The sequence below is a fragment of the Arthrobacter sp. 05T423 genome, assembly GCF_056396245.1.
In genome coordinates, this window is sequence record NZ_JBFTLC010000027.1 from 15,999 (window position 1) to 32,672 (window position 16,674).

Genomic DNA, 16,674 nt, shown 5'->3' on the forward strand with positions numbered 1-16,674 from the left:
TAAATGGGGAGTTCTGGCCGCACTTCTACCCAAAGTATATGACCTTTGACACGTAATTTGTTTTGCCGTAAAAATAAAGCATGTCGTCTCCCCTCTATCACCTCCAAGCAGGCGGAACCTCCGTCGTCGTCGATGCATCGGTCGCCGGAATGCCTGCAATCCTTCACTGGGGCCCGGAGCTGGGTCCGCTCGGTCAGGATGAGCTGGACGCACTCAGCACAGCTGCCAAACCCCAAAGGGTTTCCGGAGGAATTGATCACCCGGCGCGGCTGACGCTGCTGCCGCAGGAAGCCCAGGGCTGGCAGGAGACCCCCGGGCTCTCCGGCCACCGCTCCGGTACCGGCTTCGCGCCGGACTTTCAGGTGACCGACATTTCCGGGACCGGCTTCTCACCGGACTTCATGGTCACGGAGACGGCAGGGGCAGGCCGAAGCCTCACCATCACTGCAACGGACCCGCACACGGCAATGAGCCTGACCAGCCGGCTCGAAGTGACGGCATCGGGACTTTTCAAACAGCAGCACACGGTGATCAACACCGGAGAGGGCGCCTATGACCTTGGCTCCCTCGCCCTGTTCTTTCCGTTGCCGCCCGACGCTGCGGAAATCCTGGACACAACAGGGCGGCACCTGAAGGAACGTTCCCCGCAACGGCGGGATCTCACCGTCGGGGCACATGTGCGGGAAAGCCGGCGCGGGCGCCCCGGCGCCGACGCATCACTGCTCATGGCAGCCGGAACCAAAGGCTTCGGCTTCCGCACCGGCCGGGTCCACGCGGTGCATCTGGCATGGAGCGGAAACCACCGCCTCAGCGCCGAGCGAAGCATCAACGCACAGAACTTCCTCACAGCCTCCGAGCTCCTGCTGCCAGGCGAAATGCGCCTGCAGCCAGGCGAGAGCTACAGCACCCCGTGGGCCATCGGTTCCTGGGGCAACGGGCTGGACGAACTGGCCGCGCGCTTCCATGAGGACCTCCGGGCACGCCCGCACCACCCCAACTCTCCGCGTCCTGTCACGATGAACAGCTGGGAGGCCGTCTACTTCGACCATGACCTCCCCCGGCTGAAGGCAATAGCCACCGCCGCGGCTGCGGCAGGAGTGGAACGCTTCGTTCTCGACGACGGCTGGTTCCTGGGGCGCCGCGACGACACCGCCGGTCTTGGCGACTGGATTGTGGACAAGTCCGTCTGGCCCGAGGGTCTCAGCCCGATCATCGACCACGTCCGCGGCCTCGGAATGCAGTTCGGGCTCTGGTTTGAGCCCGAGATGGTTAATCCGGACAGCGAACTGGCCCGGAGCCACCCCGAGTGGATGCTGCAGGTCAACGGTCGGATGCCCGTTTCAGCCCGCCAGCAACAGGTCCTGAACCTGGCCCTTCCCGCAGCCTGGGAGTACATTTTCCAGGCCATGCACAGCATTCTGGATGAGTACCCGATCGACTACATCAAGTGGGACCACAACCGTGACCTGCTTGACGCCGCCAGCGCGGCATCGGGCCAGGCAGCGGTGCACGCCACGACGCAGGCCGTGTACCGGCTGATGGAAGCCCTCAAGGAACGTCACCCCGGCCTGGAAATCGAGTCCTGCGCCTCCGGCGGGGCACGGGTCGACCTGGGCGTGCTGGACAGGACGGACAGGATCTGGACAAGTGACTGCATTGATCCGCTGGAACGGCTGGACAACCAGGCCTACACCGGGCTCCTTGTCCCCTACGAACTGTTGGGAGCCCACATCGGCGGGCCTGCCTCCCATTCCACCCGTCGCAGCCTCAGCCTGGACTTTCGTGCCGCCACCGCCCTGTTCGGCCACTACGGCATCGAATGGGACATTTCCGGTCTCCCACCGGAGGAACTGGCGGCGTTGCGCGGCTGGGTGGACTTCCACAAGGCGAACCGGTCCCTCTTCCACACCGGCGTAAGCGTGCATTCGGATCATCCGGACCCGTCCGCCGACCTCAGGGGTGTGGTGGCCAAAGACCAGCAACGGGCCGTCTTCATCTACACGCAGCGCAGTGCCAGCGTCACCTACCCGTCCGGCATGTTCACGCTGCCGGGACTGGATCCGGACACCCTCTACTCGATTGCCCTCAGCGCCCCGCTGACCGACGCGGCAAGCCCGGGACAGTCCGCACTGGAATGGGCCCAGAAACCTGTACTCCTCAGTGGCCGTCTCCTCGAGACCGTCGGGCTGCAGTCACCTGTGCTCTTCCCGGAAACCGCCGTCATCATCACCGTTGAATCCACGGGCGGCCAGGCAGCTCCGCTCACCCCGCCCTCCATCAGGACCAAGGACTAACACATGTTCCAGCTCAAGCAAGGGCGGGCTAAAGCCCTCACCGCCGCCGCACTTGCCGCAACGTTGCTGGCCGGCTGCGCCCCGCCACCGGCGGGAAACGAGGTGACGCTGAATTTCTTTCAGTTCAAACCCGAAGCAATACAGGAATTCGCCGGTCTCATCGACGAGTTCGAGGCCGCGAATCCCGGCATCCGGGTGCTGCAGAACAACGTCCCCGACCCGGATACGGCCATTCGAACCCTCCTTGTGAAAGACAAGACACCGGATGTGCTGACCCTCAACGGAAACGCCAGCTTTGGCCTCCTCGCGAAGGCCTGCGTGTTCGCCGACCTCAGCCAGGAACCCTCCGCAAAAGAGGTTTTGCCCGCTGTGCAGGACATCCTCAACGCCAACGGGCGGTGCAATGACTCGGAGATCAATGGTCTTCCCATGGCGAACAATGCCAGCGGCATCCTCTACAACCCCGAACTTTTCGCCAGGTACGGGGTTTCCGTTCCCCGGACCTGGGACGAGCTCATTGCGGCGGCCGAAACGTTCAAGGCCCATGGGGTCGCGCCGTTTTACTTGACCCTCAAAGACGCCTGGACCACCTCTCCGGCCCTGGTGAATCTTGCCGCCCAGCTGCAGCCCGAAAGATTCTTCGACCGGCTGAACGCGGCCGGCGCGGACCGGGCCAACAGCCCAGTTTCCTTCAGCAAGGATTACCAGGAAGTCGCCGACAAGCTGCTCGAGCTCTTCAAGTACGCCCAGCCGGGCGCGATCGGGGTCGACTACGCCTCGGGCAACAAGGCCTTCGCCGACGGCAAGGCCGCGATGTATCTCAATGGCAGCTTCGCCGTGCCGGCCATCAGAGCCACCAACCGGGACGCAAAAATCGCCTCCTTTCCCTACCCCGTAACGAATGATCCGGCAAAGACCACGGTGGTGTCCGGTGTTGACGTCGCACTGGCCATGGGCAGGGAGACACCGCACCGGGCTGAAGCGCAAAAATTCCTCAACTTCCTCATGTCCAAGGAAGTGATCGACAGGTACGCCAAAAACCAGAGCGCCTTCGCCCCCATCAAGTCAGCTGCCCCGCAACAGGACCCGGCCCTGAAAGGCCTGGCCAGCTACTTCACCGCCGGGAAGGTCGCCGGCTACATGGACCACCGATTGCCGCCCAGCATCCCACTGGTCAACATCACCCAGCAGTTCGTCCTGGACGGAGACAAGTCCCGCTACCTGAACACCTTGGACAACGAATGGTTCAAGATCGCCGCCCGCACACCCAAACAAGGTGACCAGCAATGACGCATTCCCCCAAGGCCTTCTACTGGATGGCCGTTCCCGCGCTGGTTCTTTTCGTTACCCTCCACACCGTCCCGGTGGTCACCGGCATGTTCTTCAGCCTCACGGACTACGCCGGCTACGGAAAATGGAACTTCGTGGGCCTCCAGAACTACTTCAGCCTTTTCAAGGATGACCGGGTCCTGGCCTCCTACGGATTCACCTTCCTGTTCGCCATCACGGCGACGGTAATCGTCAACGTGCTGGCACTTGCCCTCGCCATGCTGCTGAACGCCAAAATCAAGTTCCAGACGGCATTCCGGGGCCTGTTCTTCATTCCCAACGTGCTCGCGATCCTCGTCATCGGGTACGTCTTCAACTTCATCTTCTCCAACTCGCTCCCCCTGCTGGGCCAATCGCTGGGGATCGACTGGCTTTCGACGTCAATCCTGGCCAACAAGGACCTCGCGTGGCTGGGCATCGTGGCGGTCTCGGCCTGGCAGTCGATCGCGTTCAGCGTCATCCTGTACCTCGCCGGACTGCAGACCATCCCCGCGGAGCTGTACGAGGCAGCGGGCCTGGACGGAGCCAGCTACTGGCGGCAGTTCAGCTCCATCACGTTCCCGATGATCGGGGCGTTCTTCACCATCAACATGGTGCTGGCGCTTAAGGGCTTCATGCAGGCCTTCGACCAGATTGTCGCACTGACCGGCGGCGGCCCCGGCACCTCCACCGAATCAGTCTCCATGGTCATCTTCCGCGGAGGCTTCCAAGGCGGGGAATTCGGCTACCAGATGGCCAACTCCGTTGTTTACCTGCTGGTGATCGTGGCGGTGTCCCTGATCCAGCTCCGGACACTCCAGCGCAAAGAGGCGGACTTCTAATGACTACAACCGAGACCGCATCATCAGCCCGAACCGTACCGGATACCCGCGGCCTGCGGCGCCGAGGCCGGCTAAGGGACGGCGTGAACTGGCCGCTGACAGCCCTGGCAGCGGTCCTCGCGCTGACCGTGCTCATTCCGCTGTACCTCACGGTCGTCACCGCGCTCAAGACCCCGGACCAGCTGGGCGGCTCCGGCTTCGAGTTGCCCACCCGCGTCCGGCTGGAAAACTTCTCCGATGCCTGGAACCTGACCAACTTCCCCCGCGCCCTGCTGAACTCCGCAATCGTCACCGTGGGCGCGGTCGTCCTGACCATCCTGTCCAACTCCCTGGTGGCCTACGCGATTGCACGGAACCTGCACAAGCGCTTCTTCAAGTTCCTCTACTACTTCTTTGTCGCGGCACTCTTCGTGCCGTTTCCGATCATCATGCTGCCGGCCACCAAGGAAACCGCACTCCTGGGCCTGGACAACCCGGTGGGACTGTTCCTGCTCTACACGGTCTACGGGCTCAGCTTCAACGTCTTCGTCTACACAGCTTTCATCCGCTCCATCCCCCGCGAGCTGGAGGAAGCGGCGACCATGGACGGGGCCTCCACCTGGGGCATCTTCCGCCGCATCATCTTCCCGCTGCTCACGCCGATGAACGCCACCGTAGGAATCCTCACTTGCCTCTGGGCCTGGAACGACTTCCTGCTGCCCCTCGTCATCCTCTCGGACCCCGCAACGCGCACGCTCCCCCTGGCACAGTACGTGTTCCAAAGCCAATTCAACACCAACTACACAGTCGCTTTTGCTTCTTACCTGATGGCTCTGGCGCCCTTGCTGCTGGTCTACCTCTTTGCACAACGCTGGGTGATTTCCGGCGTCATGCGAGGCTCCATCAAATGACACCGGCCGCTACCCAAGCGGCCGGACTCAAACCCCGCGCGGGCAGCCCCACGCTCCTTGCTTCTCCGCCATAGCCAAGGACCCGCCACCAAGCCACTACTGCACTGCCCCCTTTGTAAATACCGTCAAACAACCAACCACCTGTTCACAACGGCAGGAAGCGAACAAGCCCCCGAGAAAGGACACAACCGACATGGGACCCCAACTCGCACGCCGGGAAGTACGGATTTCTTGCCCCAGCCAGCTCGAAGAGCTATTGAACGCCGCGGAGAACGACTTGCGAACGAGTGCCATTTGCCGTGGAACGCAGGGCATTTTGGTGACCAGGCGCCGGCCCGACCGGTATTTGCTCGAACTCAGTGATCAAGTTCCTTATGGCCTCACTTACGAAAAGGACTCAGCGCTCTAGGGTTCACGGGACGCTGCAGAGAAACAACCTCGAACTGCTACAAGCAACAGACAAAGGAACGTATATGAGACGCGCAAAGATCGTGGCTACGTTCGGCCCGGCAATTGCCAGCTATGAAAACACCCTCGCGGTGCTGGAAGCCGGCGTTGATGTCGCCCGGATGAACATGAGCCACGGCGACTACACAGTGCATGACAACACCTGCGAGAACGTCCGGAAGGCAGCCGCGGAACTGGGTAAGCCAGTTGCCATCATGGCGGACCTCCAGGGTCCTAAGATCCGCCTGGGCCGGTTCACCGACGGCCCGCACGCCCTCGCGGTCGGTGACACGTTCACCATCACCACCGAGGACGTACCCGGCACCAAAGTCATCTGCTCCACCACCCTGAAGAGCCTCACCGAGGACGTCAACGTGGGCGATGCGCTGCTGATCGATGACGGCAAGGTGGCGCTCCGCGCCGTTGAGGTTGACGCCGTCAAGGTCGTCGCCGAGGTGACCGTCGGCGGCATGGTGTCCAACAACAAGGGCATCAACCTTCCAGGTGTGGCCGTCAACGTTCCCGCCCTGAGCGAAAAGGACGAGGACGACCTCCGCTGGGCCATGCGCCGCGGTGTTGACCTGGTGGCCCTGTCCTTCGTGCGCGATGCGTCCGATATCATTCGCGTGCACGAGATCATGGATGAAGAAGGCCGCCGCGTGCCGGTCATCGCCAAGATCGAGAAGCCCCAGGCCGTGGACCAGCTCCACGAAATCATCGACGCGTTCGACGCGATCATGGTGGCCCGTGGCGACCTTGGCGTGGAGCTGCCGCTCGAGGAAGTGCCGATCGTTCAGAAGCGCGCCGTCGAGTTGGCACGCCGCTGGGCCAAGCCGGTCATCGTGGCAACCCAGGTCCTGGAATCCATGATCGACAACCCGCGCCCAACCCGCGCCGAGGCCTCGGACTGCGCCAACGCAGTGCTCGACGGCGCCGACGCGGTTATGCTCTCCGGCGAGACCAGCGTGGGCAAATACCCCATCGAGACGGTCAAGACCATGGCCCGGATCATCGAGTCCACCGAGGAACACGGACTGGAGCGGGTCCCCCCGCTGGGCACCAAGCCCAAGACCCGGGGCGGTGCCATCACGCGTGCCGCCGTCCAGATCGCCGACCAGCTGGACGCCAAGTACATCTGTGCTTTCACCCAGTCCGGTGACTCCGCCCGCCGTCTCTCACGACTGCGCCCGATCAAGCCGGTCTTCGCCTTCACTCCGGTGGAGCAGGTCTGGAACCAGCTGGCGCTGACCTGGGGCATCCAGCCGGTGCTGGTGAAGATGGTGGACCACACCGATGAGATGACCGCGCAGGTTGACCGCAGCCTGCTGGAAATGGACCTCATTGAGGACGGCGACCTCGTAGTTATTGCCGCCGGTTCGCCTCCCGGAAAGGCCGGCTCCACCAACTCGCTGAAGGTGCACAAGGTGGGCGACCTCGCCGACTCAACCCGTGTCGGCGGAACCACCAACAACAAAGAAAAGCTCGGCCCCTGGCCAGAAAAGAAGAAAAGGCCCTAGCCTTCAAAGAACACAAGAGGAGGATCCGATTACCCGGATCCTCCTCTCGCAATGCGAGGAAAGCATACCTGCGTCTGCGAAGGGCATGGTACCTGGCCCGAACCATCGGATGCCGCTCTACGGTCGGAGTCGGAGGAAGGCCAAAGGCATTGCTGATCCCCGGCTAACATCAGACCCAACAAGCGCCGGCGTTGGATCTGGAAGCCTGTGATTCGCAGCGATAAGTGGCGGCGATTTCGCGGCGCTAGGTGTCACCCCCTGGTGCCCGCAAACGGATTCCCCAACAGGAACCGCGACCAGGCACGGGCCGACGTGTTAGCCGACAGGGGTTGCGAGGCGTTGTCCTCGTTCAAATGCTCTGACGTTCTCTACGACGAGCTTTGACATGGCTTCTCGTGTTTGTCGCGTCGCGCTGGCCATGTGTGGAGTGAGTACTACGTTTGGGAGGCCTTGCAGCTCTTCGGGAACCCGTGGCTCGTCGGTGAAGACGTCCAGCCCTGCGCCGCCAAGTTCGCCCGCATGGAGCGCTCGAATGAGCGCGACCTCGTCGACGACCGATCCGCGGCCGACGTTGACGAGGAAGCCATGCGGGCCGAGGGCCCGCAGGATCTCAGCGTTGATGAGCCCGCTGGTTTCCTTCCCGCCTGGGGTGCAGAGGATCAGGGCGTCCGCCCACGTGGCCAGTTCTACCAATGATGGTTCGAAGCGATGGGGGAGATCCGGCTTGGGATGACGGGAGAAGTAGCGGATGGGCATGTCGAAGGCCGAAGCCCGTCGTGCGATCGCTTGTCCAATCCGCCCCATGCCGACGACGCCTAGCCGCGAGCCGGACACCTTGCGCGTCCAGGGGTAACCTCCGCCGGCCCATGCTCCGGACTCCAGGAAGTGTTGGGCTGCCGGGATCTGCCGCGACGCCGCCAGCAACAGGCCCATGGCGAGGTCGGCGACGTCGTCCGTCAACACGTCCGGAGTGTTGCTTACCTGCACGGCATGGTCCGCCGCTGCCTGCAGGTCGATGCCGTCATAGCCGACTCCGAAGTTGGCGATGAGTCCGAGCGCGGGCAGCGACTGGATCCGCTCGCGCGTCACTGTGTCCTCGCCGTTGGTCAGCAAAACCTCAAACTCCGGTGCCCGCGTAGCGAAGTCTGTGGCGGAGAGGCTGTGGAAGTTGACGATCTCGTGGTTCTGGCCAAGCGCGTCGAGCAGCATGTCCGGGAGGGGCGCGTGTTGGAGCAGGGGTGTCCTCCGCGCAGCATGCGACCGGGCCTCGGCTTCGGGGGTCATCGCGTGGGCATCTCATCGTTCGCCGTCTGGCAGTGCGAGTCCGGCACCGCGGGGCCGACCGGGATGGTGGGCTGGTTGTGCGAACGGTGGTTGCGGGTGATCAGGAGCCCCAGCACGCCGCCGACGATCAGCGCAGCCGCGATCAGGAGCAGACCGCCGTTGTAGTTGCCGGTGCTGTCCTTGATGGCACCGAGGACGGGCGGCAGGCCAAGGCCCGCGAACTGGGCGACGGTGTTGATAACGGCGATGGAGGCGGCAGCTGCGACGCCAACGATCTTCTCGGTCGTTACGGCCCAGAACACCGGAGTCAGGGCGAAGGTGAGGCCTACCGCGAGGATCAGCAGGATGTAGGCGACTACCGCTGGGCTGTACGGAGCCAGGGCCATGCAGAGGCCGGCGGCGATGAGCGGCAGCGCGAGGTGCTTGGAACGCTCACCGGTCCGGTCGGAGCTGCGGCCGTTGAAGTGCATGAAGAAGATGGCGGCCAGGAACGGCACCGCGGAAAGCACCCCGACCATGACGCTGCCGGAGCCCGGGACCAGCCCCTTGAGGATCAGCGGCATGAACAGGGTGACGCCGATGGTGCAGAAAGCCTGGAGCAGCCAGACCGCGGAGAGCCCGAGGACGGTACGGTTGGCGATCGCCTTGTACCAGGGCACGTGGGCGCCGATGGTGGCGGTGCCGCGCTCGGCGTCGAGAACGGCGACCAGGTTGTCCGCCTCGTCACGGGAGAGCCACGGCGCCTTGTGCGGGTTGTCACGCATGACGAAGAGGACGACGATGCCCAGAATGACGGCGGGGATGCCCTCGATCAGGAACAGCCAGCGCCAGCCGGTCAGGCCCAGGAGGCCATCCATGTTCAGGATCATGCCGCCGATGGGAAGGCCCACCACGGAGGCACCGACCGAGCCCATGTAGAAGAAGGACATGGCGCGGGCGCGGTTGGCCTGCGGGAACCACTGTGAGAGGTAGTAGATGATGCCCGGGGCGAAGCCGGCCTCCGCGGCACCGAGGAGCAGCCGCAGCGTGTAGAGCTGCCAGGGTGCTTGGACGAGAAACATCAGGGAACTGACCAGACCCCAGGAAATCATGATGCGGGCAATCCAAATTCGGGGCCCGACCCTCGTCATCAGCAGGTTGGAGGGCACCTCGAAAATCATGTACGTGATGTAGAAAACGGAGACGCCGAGGCCGTACATCGTGGCCGTCAGGCCGAGGTCGGCGTTCATATCGAGCGCCGCGATGGAGATGTTGGACTTATCCAGATTGGCGATGAAATAGCAGATGATCACCAGCGGGATGATCTTCAAGTTCAATTTGCGCAGCGTCGACGGCGCGAGTGTTGCATTCATGGGTCACCTCATCGTGAAGGGGAACAAATTTTTGTAGGGCTTGCGATCATTTTTGTAGGGCTTGTGACGGAGAGAAGTTGGGGGAAGTGAGTTACCACTCCGCGACCGAGCCCTCGCGTGACGCCGATGGGACCCTCCCGGACCACCCGATGACGTAATCCGTGTTGATGTCCGAGCCCAGGCCAGGCACCGATGGGATTTTGACGGGGGCGTCTGGGGCGTCGAAAACGTTTGGGGTGCGCGCTAGCAGCAGTTACTCTTTGACGCGCTCGACCTTGCCGACAAGCAGCAGGTAGGAAATGACGCCGAGTACAGTGATCACGGTCATGTAGATGAACGCGGGGGCGAAGCTCGTCTTTGAAACCAGCAGCCCGATGGCGATCGGCGTCGCGATGGACGAGAGGTTGCCTATGAAGTTGAACATCCCGCCGGTCAGTCCGATCAGGCGTTGGGGCGCCAGCGCCGACACCAGCGACCAGGTGATCGACGCCAGGCCGTTACCGAAGAACGCGACCGACATAAACACGATGACCAGCGTGGTGCTGTCGGTGAAGTTCGCACCGATCATGGCGGTCGAGAGCAGCAGGCCGGCAATGATCGGGGACTTGCGTGCCACGCCTAGGCTCTTGCCGCGCTTGATCATCCAGTCCGAGAGCACGCCGCTGACCAGCACTCCGACCAAGGCCGCGATGAACGGCAGCGAGGCCAGGAAACCGGACTTGATGTAGTCCATACCGCGGTAGCTCACCAGGTAGGTGGGGAACCAGGTCAGGAAGAACCAGAGAGTGGAAGTCAGGCAGAACTGGCCCAGATAGATACCCCAGAGCTTGCGTTTGGAGAGCACTGTGCGGGCGTCGGTCCAGGCGAACTTGCGCTTCTCGGTGGCGGTGTTCTCGAGGTCCACCAGACCGCCGCCGCTGCTGATCAGGTCGATTTCGGCCTGGTTGACGAACCGCATCTGCTTCGGTCCCCGGTAGCTGATGTACCAGACCACGCCCCATATAATGCCGACGGCGCCGGTGACGATGAAGACCCAGTGCCAGCTGAGTAGGGTCTGGAGCCAGGAGAGGACAGGCGTCAGCAGGGCCAGGCCGATGAACTGGCCGGAGGTGTAAAAGGCGATGGCGGTGCCCCGTTCCCGCTCGGGGAACCAGGAGGTGGCCACTTTATTGTTGATTGGGTAGGCAGGTGCCTCGAAGCCGCCGACGAGCAGGCGCAGTATGATCAGTGCCGCGAAGCCGCCGACCATGCCCATGAAGACTGTCGCCAGGGACCACAGTATCAGGCAAGACGCGTAGAGCACGTGGGGGCGGACCCGGTCGACCAGCCATCCGCCTGGCAACTGCAGGGCCGCGTAGGTCCAGCCGAAGGCGGAGAGCAATAGTCCCTGTTCTGCCGGGTTGAGGCTGAACTCTTGGGCGATTGACGGGACTGCGATGGAGAGGTTGGCGCGGTCCATGTAATTGATGACCACGGTGACGAAGAGCATGACCGCGATGAGTACTCTGGCCCTGGAAGCCTTAGGGGTGACCGTCAGCCTGGGTCCCTGTGTCTTATTGGCTGTTGTCATTGTCTTCACCATTCCGCGAAGGAGCCGTCGGAGTGCCGCCAGACCGGGTTGCGCCAGCGGTGGCCCGTGGCAGCTCGTTCTATGACGTAGTCTTCGTTGACTTCGATGCCCAGGCCGGGTCCGCTCGGGATCTTGACCATGCCGGCCTCGTAGGAAAACACGGAGGGGTCCTGGATGTAGTCGAGCAGGTCGTTGGATTCGTTGTAGTGGATGCCCAGGCTCTGTTCCTGGATGAAGGCGTTGTAGCAATTGGCATCGATCTGCAGGCAGCTCGCGAGGGCGATCGGACCGAGCGGGCAGTGCAAGGCGACCGCCACGTCGTAGGCCTCGGCCATGTGGGCGATCTTGCGGGACTCGGTGATGCCTCCGCAGTGCGAGGGGTCCGGTTGGATGATGTCGACTGCCCCACTGGCAATAATGTCTTTGAAGTCCCAGCGCGAATAGAGGCGCTCACCCAGGGCGATCGGCGTCGGAGTGTTTCGCATGACGTCCAGCAGAGAAGTGGCGTGCTCGGAGAGCACGGGTTCCTCGATGAACATCAGCTTGTAGGGTTCGAGTTCCTTGATCAGCACCTTGGCCATTGGCTTGTGGACGCGGCCATGGAAGTCCACGCCGATGCCGATGTTCGTCCCGACGGCTTCGCGTACGGCTTGGACATTGGCCAGGCACCGTTCCACTTTGTCCCAGGTATCGACGTACTGGAGTTCCTCTGTGCCGTTCATTTTCACCGCGCTGAAGCCGCGTTGAACGGCGTCCTTGGCCGCGGCGGCTGTCTCAGCCGGGCGGTCTCCGCCAATCCAGGAGTACACGCGGATGCTGTCGCGGACCTTGCCTCCGAGCAGTTCGTGCACGGGCACGCCCAGCGCTTTGCCCTTGATGTCCCAGAGTGCTTGGTCGATGCCCGCGATGGCGCTCATGGTGATCGGTCCGCCGCGGTAAAAACCGGCCCGGTACATCACGGTCCACAGGTCCTCGATGTTCCTGGGGTCTTCGCCAACGAGGTAGTCCGAGAGTTCCTCGACTGCGGCGGCAACGGTAGCTGCCCGACCCTCGATCACGGGCTCACCCCAGCCGGTAATTCCCTCGTCGGTCTCGATCTTCAGGAAGAGCCAGCGTGGGGGCACTGCGTACGTCGTCAATGACGTAATTTTCATGTTTTCTCCTATAGTTCGCCTCAGCCTGTGGCGGAGGCGGTTCATGGTCAGGTGGTGGCGTTCCGCCAGGCGGCTATGAGTCCGGCGGCGCGGTCGGCGACGTCGTCGGCACTGCGTTCGGGCTTATATAGGGTGGAGCCGATGCCGGCACCCCCGGCACCAGCGGCAGCCCAGGCAGCGATGTTCGAGCTGTCGATGCCGCCCACCGGCAGCAATTCCACATCGGCCGGCAACACTGCCAACCACGCCTTCATTCCGGCAATGCCGACGGCGTCGGAAGGAAAGAGCTTGAGGCTGGTGGCGCCGGCCTGCACGGCGGTGAAGGCATCGGTGGGCGTGGCTACGCCCGGGTAGCTCCGCATCCCCGCGGCCACGGTGGCCCGGATCACCTGGGCATTGGTATTTGGCGAGACGATGATGTCTGATCCAGCTTCGCGGGCCCGCAGGACGTCTTCGACGGTGAGCACCGTCCCGGCCCCGACAGAACAGTCTGCAGGCAGCGAACTGCGCATCCGCCGGATGGACTCGAACGGGGCAGGGGAATTGAGCGGAACTTCCACGGAGCGGAAGCCGGCGGTATAGAGGACGCGGCCGATTTCGGGTGCCTCCTCGGGGGTGAGACCGCGCAGGATGGCGATGAGTCCGGTGGAGGAAGAAGACATGACGATCCTTTAGACGGAGGGAATGGAAGTAGCAGAGAGAGTGGCCGGGAGAAGTCCCCAGGCGCGGGCCACAGCGCGCAAGCCGTCGAGCGCGGTGTCCTCCAGCAGCGGCACTGGCACGCCCTGGGCGGACAGGGCCCGCTGGTATAGGGCGCCCAGAGGACCGTCGGCGCACAACGCCATCGGGGCCCCGGAGGCAACGGCCCCTGTGACCATCGCTGCAGTCTCGTCGCCGATGAGCAGACCGGACAGGTAAGACGAGATGCGGGCGGGGACCAGTTCGCCTGAGAGGTAGCGGGTGCGGGCGCTGAAAAGGCGTGCGGCGAACGGTTGACCGGGATGAGTGAGCGAGTGCGCCACGCCGGCGTCGAACGCCGCGGCGTTCGACGCCGTGTCGGCCACGCTGGCCGGATCGGCGCGGCGGGCCGGATCACCCAGAATCGTGGCGTCCAGCAACGCCGCGTGCAGCTCGCCGGTCATGGCCGTGGCGAAGTCGGCGATCTCGCCGCCGGACACGCGCAGCCACTTGGTGTGGGTTCCGGGAAGGATGAGCGTAGCCTCCGCGGGGCCGCCCAGGCGGGCAAGTGCCCCGATGACTTGCGTCTCCTCCCCGCGGATGACATCGCACGATCCCGTCGCATCCGGCGCGGTTCTTAGCCCAGGAACGATGCCGACCGCTGGTGAGGCATCCTGAACCATCATCGGCTCCAAAGCCCAGGCCATGGCCGGGATCGGGAGCTCGAGGCGCGCGGCCGTCATCCAGCCGCCGTCAGCGCCGACCATGCCACAGGCCAGCGCAGGCACGCCGGGTGCACCCAGCCGGGCGGACAGCTCGGCCAACGTCTGGGCGAACGCCTGTGCGGCGTCCATTCGCGAGGCGGCCGCGCGGGCACCGACAGTACGGAGGCCGTCACGGGAGGTCGTCACCGACAGGACGGAGCCGTTACGGTCGAGCGACCACGCGCGGAGGGAAGAAGTGCCCCAGTCAAGCGCCACGAGAGCGGGCAATCCGGGGGAAGTGGGGTGTTCCATGTCACGAAAATAGACAGCGCGTCCCACATTGTTCAACTACAACCCATATAGTGGGACATATGGGTTCCACGACGAAGTCCGATGGCACGCCGAAGGGCGCCCAAACGTTGCTCAATGGCTTATCGCTCGTGCGCCTCGTGGCGAACGGCGCGAGGGACGCCCCGGAGCTCCAGCGAGCCACGGGACTGCCGCGCAGCACAGTGCACCGCCTCCTGCAGGCTCTGAGGAGCGAGGGCTACCTGCGGGAGACGCCAGCGGGCCTTGGGCTGGGGGCCACCCTGATCGAGCTTGGGTTCGGCGCTCTCTACGCCAACCCGTTGCCCACGGTCGCAGGACCGCACTTGGAGGGCCTCGCGGCCCAAGTGCTTGACACCGTACACCTGGCAGTCCGCGAGTACGGGTCGGTTCTCTACCTGATGAAGATCCCGGGCCAGCGGGGCGCGGAGATGCGCTCACGAGTCGGCCTGCGCATGCCTCTGACGCGCACGGGCATCGGCAAGGCGATGTTGTTGGACGACGACGCCGCGGGATGGGTGGAGCGTTGGCGCGCGGAGACCCCAGCAGACGCGACGGCGGCCTCTCCTGCGGCCCGCAAGGCAGGCGCCAAGGCAGAGGAAGACTTCGTCGCGCGCATGAACCACTACCGCAAGGGCGGCTACTCGTACGACATGGAGGAGAACGAACCGGGAATCCGCTGCGTGGCGGCCCCAGTCCGCGACGGCTCAGGGTCCATCGTGGGTGCCATCAGCGTTTCAGCAACGGCCCCCTACATGCCGGCGGACCGCATGCGCGAACTCCTCCCGCCGGTGAAGCAAATTGCGGCAGCAATTTCAGGGGAGATGGGCTACAGACCGGCACGGTAATCCGTCGCCTGGTTCTCTCGTGTCGAATTTGTCCAGCAGTGCGCACCGAACATCGAGTAAGCGTCGACTTCGAGTGCAGTGGCCGTGGCGACCTCGCTTCGGATGTCGTTCGACGGGTCGCCGGCAGGGACATCACTTCTGACCTCGACTCTTGAGACCTGCCCTGCTCATCGCGGGCTGGCTCCATTCCCTTACGACCCGCCCGAGAACAACCCCAACCGATCTGAAGTCCTGCTACCAGTAGTCTAGAAAAACAACAGCTTTTAAAGACATTTCATCCGGCTCGCCTGGAGCCGGGCAAGTCGGCGGAAACTGTGACTTTCGGCGTTATTTGGCGGCGTTCTGTGATCGATAGATGGCGCGTAGAACCACCACGGAGCCAGGCCACGTCATCGAGGCAGCCGCCAGCACCCTGGTCATAGGTAACTGACGACAAAGAGCGCCACCAGAACACCGCCAAAGAGCTCCGAAGTCCACACTGGAAGCCGGTAACTTTGGCGCCGTCAGCCTGAACTATACCCAAACCTGACACCAAAAGCGCCTGACATGCGCTTGGAATAGTCGAAATAGCCCTACGAAACCGGACTTGGCGAAGTCGATTGGGGCAATGAGCGTGGCAATGTCACATGTTGTGGCTGGGTCGCGACCTCCGAGAACGAGGCGAAGCTCCGCCTGTAGACCAATGTCCTCCCCTGAGTCCTCGAGCATCTTCTCCAGCCGCAGGACCTCTCGGGAGCGTTCATCGATGATCGCTGTCCGTGCCCGGGTTAGGTCGCGGATCCGGCGAATATCGGCCGGCGGAACAAAACAGCCGCGGACCAGCCCGTGAGCGCCGAGTTGGGCCAGCCACGCCGCGTCCGAGACATCGTCTTGTGACCGGGCAGGTTCCTGGCATCCCGGGCGTTGACCAACTGCACGTTGAGCCCGGCCTCCTCCAGGATGAAGTAGAACTGACGCCAGTAATCGCTGGTCGCCTTAAGCACGAGCCGGCCCACGCGTTCGGAAAGCAGGTGACGGGCCAGTTCATGTACCTGGTTCGTCATCGAGGTCCATGTCGTGATCGTCTGCATGATCTTCGGACCGTCCGCAATACGCACGCAGGCCTTTGCGTCGCGCTTGGACACATCCAGTCCCGCGCACCGTTTGAATAGAACATCCATGATTCCGGCCCTTCCGCCGTTGTCGGATCGTAGTGTGTGTCCCGGACGAGAGGGCAAGGAAAGGCAGAAATCTAACGTTCGTGCTCGAGGCAACAGTCCACGGTCCCCGCGGACGAAGGGCCCTCCGCCACCAAGCTAATACACGGGCTCACAGGCACCATAGGCAGACCAGGGACGCATCCGGAACACGCCACAAGTATCAACCCGCCTGCTTCTGCCCGGAAGGTCTGAAGTAAACGAAACGGCGAGGCGGGCACTCGTTTTCTCCTTCCACGGAGGGCCGCGGCAGCGGACCTGGG

Annotated in this window: 12 protein-coding genes and 1 pseudogene; 6 read left to right on the forward strand and 7 right to left on the reverse strand. The window is 63.5% G+C overall.

Going from position 1 to position 16,674, the window contains the following annotated elements:
- Positions 1 to 80: 80 nt before the first annotated feature.
- The 5 genes from AC1DFE_RS17720 (at position 81) to pyk (ending at position 7,298) form a co-directional block, all read left to right on the forward strand.
- A complete protein-coding gene (locus AC1DFE_RS17720; RefSeq protein ID WP_476907185.1) occupies positions 81 to 2,294 on the forward strand; it encodes an alpha-galactosidase in 2,214 nt (737 codons plus the stop codon).
- 3 nt (positions 2,295 to 2,297) lie between these two features.
- Positions 2,298 to 3,584, forward strand: coding sequence for an ABC transporter substrate-binding protein (locus AC1DFE_RS17725; RefSeq protein WP_476907186.1), 1,287 nt, complete (start codon positions 2,298 to 2,300; stop codon positions 3,582 to 3,584).
- The gene (locus tag AC1DFE_RS17730) at positions 3,581 to 4,444 is read left to right on the forward strand and encodes a carbohydrate ABC transporter permease (protein ID WP_476907187.1); all 864 of its coding nucleotides are present in this window, start codon (positions 3,581 to 3,583) and stop codon (positions 4,442 to 4,444) included. The genes AC1DFE_RS17725 and AC1DFE_RS17730 overlap by 4 nt, the downstream gene beginning before the upstream one ends.
- Positions 4,444 to 5,334 (forward strand): carbohydrate ABC transporter permease, encoded by an 891-nt coding sequence (locus AC1DFE_RS17735; protein WP_476907188.1) that lies wholly within the window; start codon positions 4,444 to 4,446, stop codon positions 5,332 to 5,334. Before AC1DFE_RS17730 ends, AC1DFE_RS17735 begins: the two co-directional genes overlap by 1 nt.
- 473 nt (positions 5,335 to 5,807) lie before the next feature.
- Entirely contained in the window at positions 5,808 to 7,298 is a 1,491-nt protein-coding gene (gene pyk, locus AC1DFE_RS17740) for a pyruvate kinase (RefSeq protein ID WP_476907189.1), read from the forward strand.
- 315 nt (positions 7,299 to 7,613) lie between these two features.
- Here pyk and AC1DFE_RS17745 read toward each other — a convergent pair whose 3' ends face one another.
- The 6 genes from AC1DFE_RS17745 to AC1DFE_RS17770 all read right to left on the reverse strand — a co-directional run bounded on the left by AC1DFE_RS17745 (position 7,614) and on the right by AC1DFE_RS17770 (position 14,352).
- Entirely contained in the window at positions 7,614 to 8,582 is a 969-nt protein-coding gene (locus AC1DFE_RS17745; protein WP_476907190.1) for a 2-hydroxyacid dehydrogenase, read from the reverse strand.
- Positions 8,579 to 9,934 carry an MFS transporter gene (locus tag AC1DFE_RS17750; protein WP_476907191.1) on the reverse strand — a complete coding sequence of 452 codons (1,356 nt, stop codon included), beginning with the start codon at positions 9,932 to 9,934 and terminating at the stop codon, positions 8,579 to 8,581. Before AC1DFE_RS17750 ends, AC1DFE_RS17745 begins: the two co-directional genes overlap by 4 nt.
- 253 nt (positions 9,935 to 10,187) lie before the next feature.
- Positions 10,188 to 11,504: an MFS transporter gene (locus AC1DFE_RS17755; protein WP_476907192.1), complete on the reverse strand. Its 1,317-nt coding sequence runs from the start codon at positions 11,502 to 11,504 to the stop codon at positions 10,188 to 10,190.
- Between the two features lie 5 nt (positions 11,505 to 11,509).
- Positions 11,510 to 12,658 carry a galactonate dehydratase gene (gene dgoD, locus AC1DFE_RS17760; protein ID WP_476907193.1) on the reverse strand — a complete coding sequence of 383 codons (1,149 nt, stop codon included), beginning with the start codon at positions 12,656 to 12,658 and terminating at the stop codon, positions 11,510 to 11,512.
- Between the two features lie 47 nt (positions 12,659 to 12,705).
- Positions 12,706 to 13,320, reverse strand: coding sequence for a 2-dehydro-3-deoxy-6-phosphogalactonate aldolase (locus AC1DFE_RS17765; RefSeq protein WP_476907194.1), 615 nt, complete (start codon positions 13,318 to 13,320; stop codon positions 12,706 to 12,708).
- A 9-nt stretch (positions 13,321 to 13,329) separates the two neighbouring features.
- Positions 13,330 to 14,352, reverse strand: a complete 1,023-nt coding sequence (locus tag AC1DFE_RS17770) for a 2-dehydro-3-deoxygalactonokinase (protein WP_476907195.1) — start codon at positions 14,350 to 14,352, stop codon at positions 13,330 to 13,332.
- A 59-nt stretch (positions 14,353 to 14,411) separates the two neighbouring features.
- Between AC1DFE_RS17770 and AC1DFE_RS17775 the strand changes: the two genes are divergently transcribed.
- Positions 14,412 to 15,215 (forward strand): IclR family transcriptional regulator, encoded by an 804-nt coding sequence (locus tag AC1DFE_RS17775; RefSeq protein WP_476907196.1) that lies wholly within the window; start codon positions 14,412 to 14,414, stop codon positions 15,213 to 15,215.
- A 513-nt stretch (positions 15,216 to 15,728) separates the two neighbouring features.
- Here AC1DFE_RS17775 and AC1DFE_RS17780 read toward each other — a convergent pair.
- A pseudogene (locus AC1DFE_RS17780) lies at positions 15,729 to 16,375 on the reverse strand (IS110 family transposase).
- Positions 16,376 to 16,674: the final 299 nt, after the last annotated feature.

Coding starts and splice junctions, on each gene's coding strand:
- AC1DFE_RS17720 (WP_476907185.1), top strand. CDS start 81: ATGTCGTCTCCCCTCTATCACCTCCAAGCAGGCGGAACCTCCGTCGTC.
- AC1DFE_RS17730 (WP_476907187.1), top strand. CDS start 3,581: ATGACGCATTCCCCCAAGGCCTTCTACTGGATGGCCGTTCCCGCGCTG.
- AC1DFE_RS17750 (WP_476907191.1), bottom strand. CDS start 9,934: ATGAATGCAACACTCGCGCCGTCGACGCTGCGCAAATTGAACTTGAAG.
- AC1DFE_RS17770 (WP_476907195.1), bottom strand. CDS start 14,352: ATGGAACACCCCACTTCCCCCGGATTGCCCGCTCTCGTGGCGCTTGAC.
- AC1DFE_RS17765 (WP_476907194.1), bottom strand. CDS start 13,320: ATGTCTTCTTCCTCCACCGGACTCATCGCCATCCTGCGCGGTCTCACC.
- pyk (WP_476907189.1), top strand. CDS start 5,808: ATGAGACGCGCAAAGATCGTGGCTACGTTCGGCCCGGCAATTGCCAGC.
- AC1DFE_RS17735 (WP_476907188.1), top strand. CDS start 4,444: ATGACTACAACCGAGACCGCATCATCAGCCCGAACCGTACCGGATACC.
- AC1DFE_RS17745 (WP_476907190.1), bottom strand. CDS start 8,582: ATGACCCCCGAAGCCGAGGCCCGGTCGCATGCTGCGCGGAGGACACCC.
- AC1DFE_RS17755 (WP_476907192.1), bottom strand. CDS start 11,504: ATGACAACAGCCAATAAGACACAGGGACCCAGGCTGACGGTCACCCCT.
- AC1DFE_RS17725 (WP_476907186.1), top strand. CDS start 2,298: ATGTTCCAGCTCAAGCAAGGGCGGGCTAAAGCCCTCACCGCCGCCGCA.
- dgoD (WP_476907193.1), bottom strand. CDS start 12,658: ATGAAAATTACGTCATTGACGACGTACGCAGTGCCCCCACGCTGGCTC.
- AC1DFE_RS17775 (WP_476907196.1), top strand. CDS start 14,412: ATGGGTTCCACGACGAAGTCCGATGGCACGCCGAAGGGCGCCCAAACG.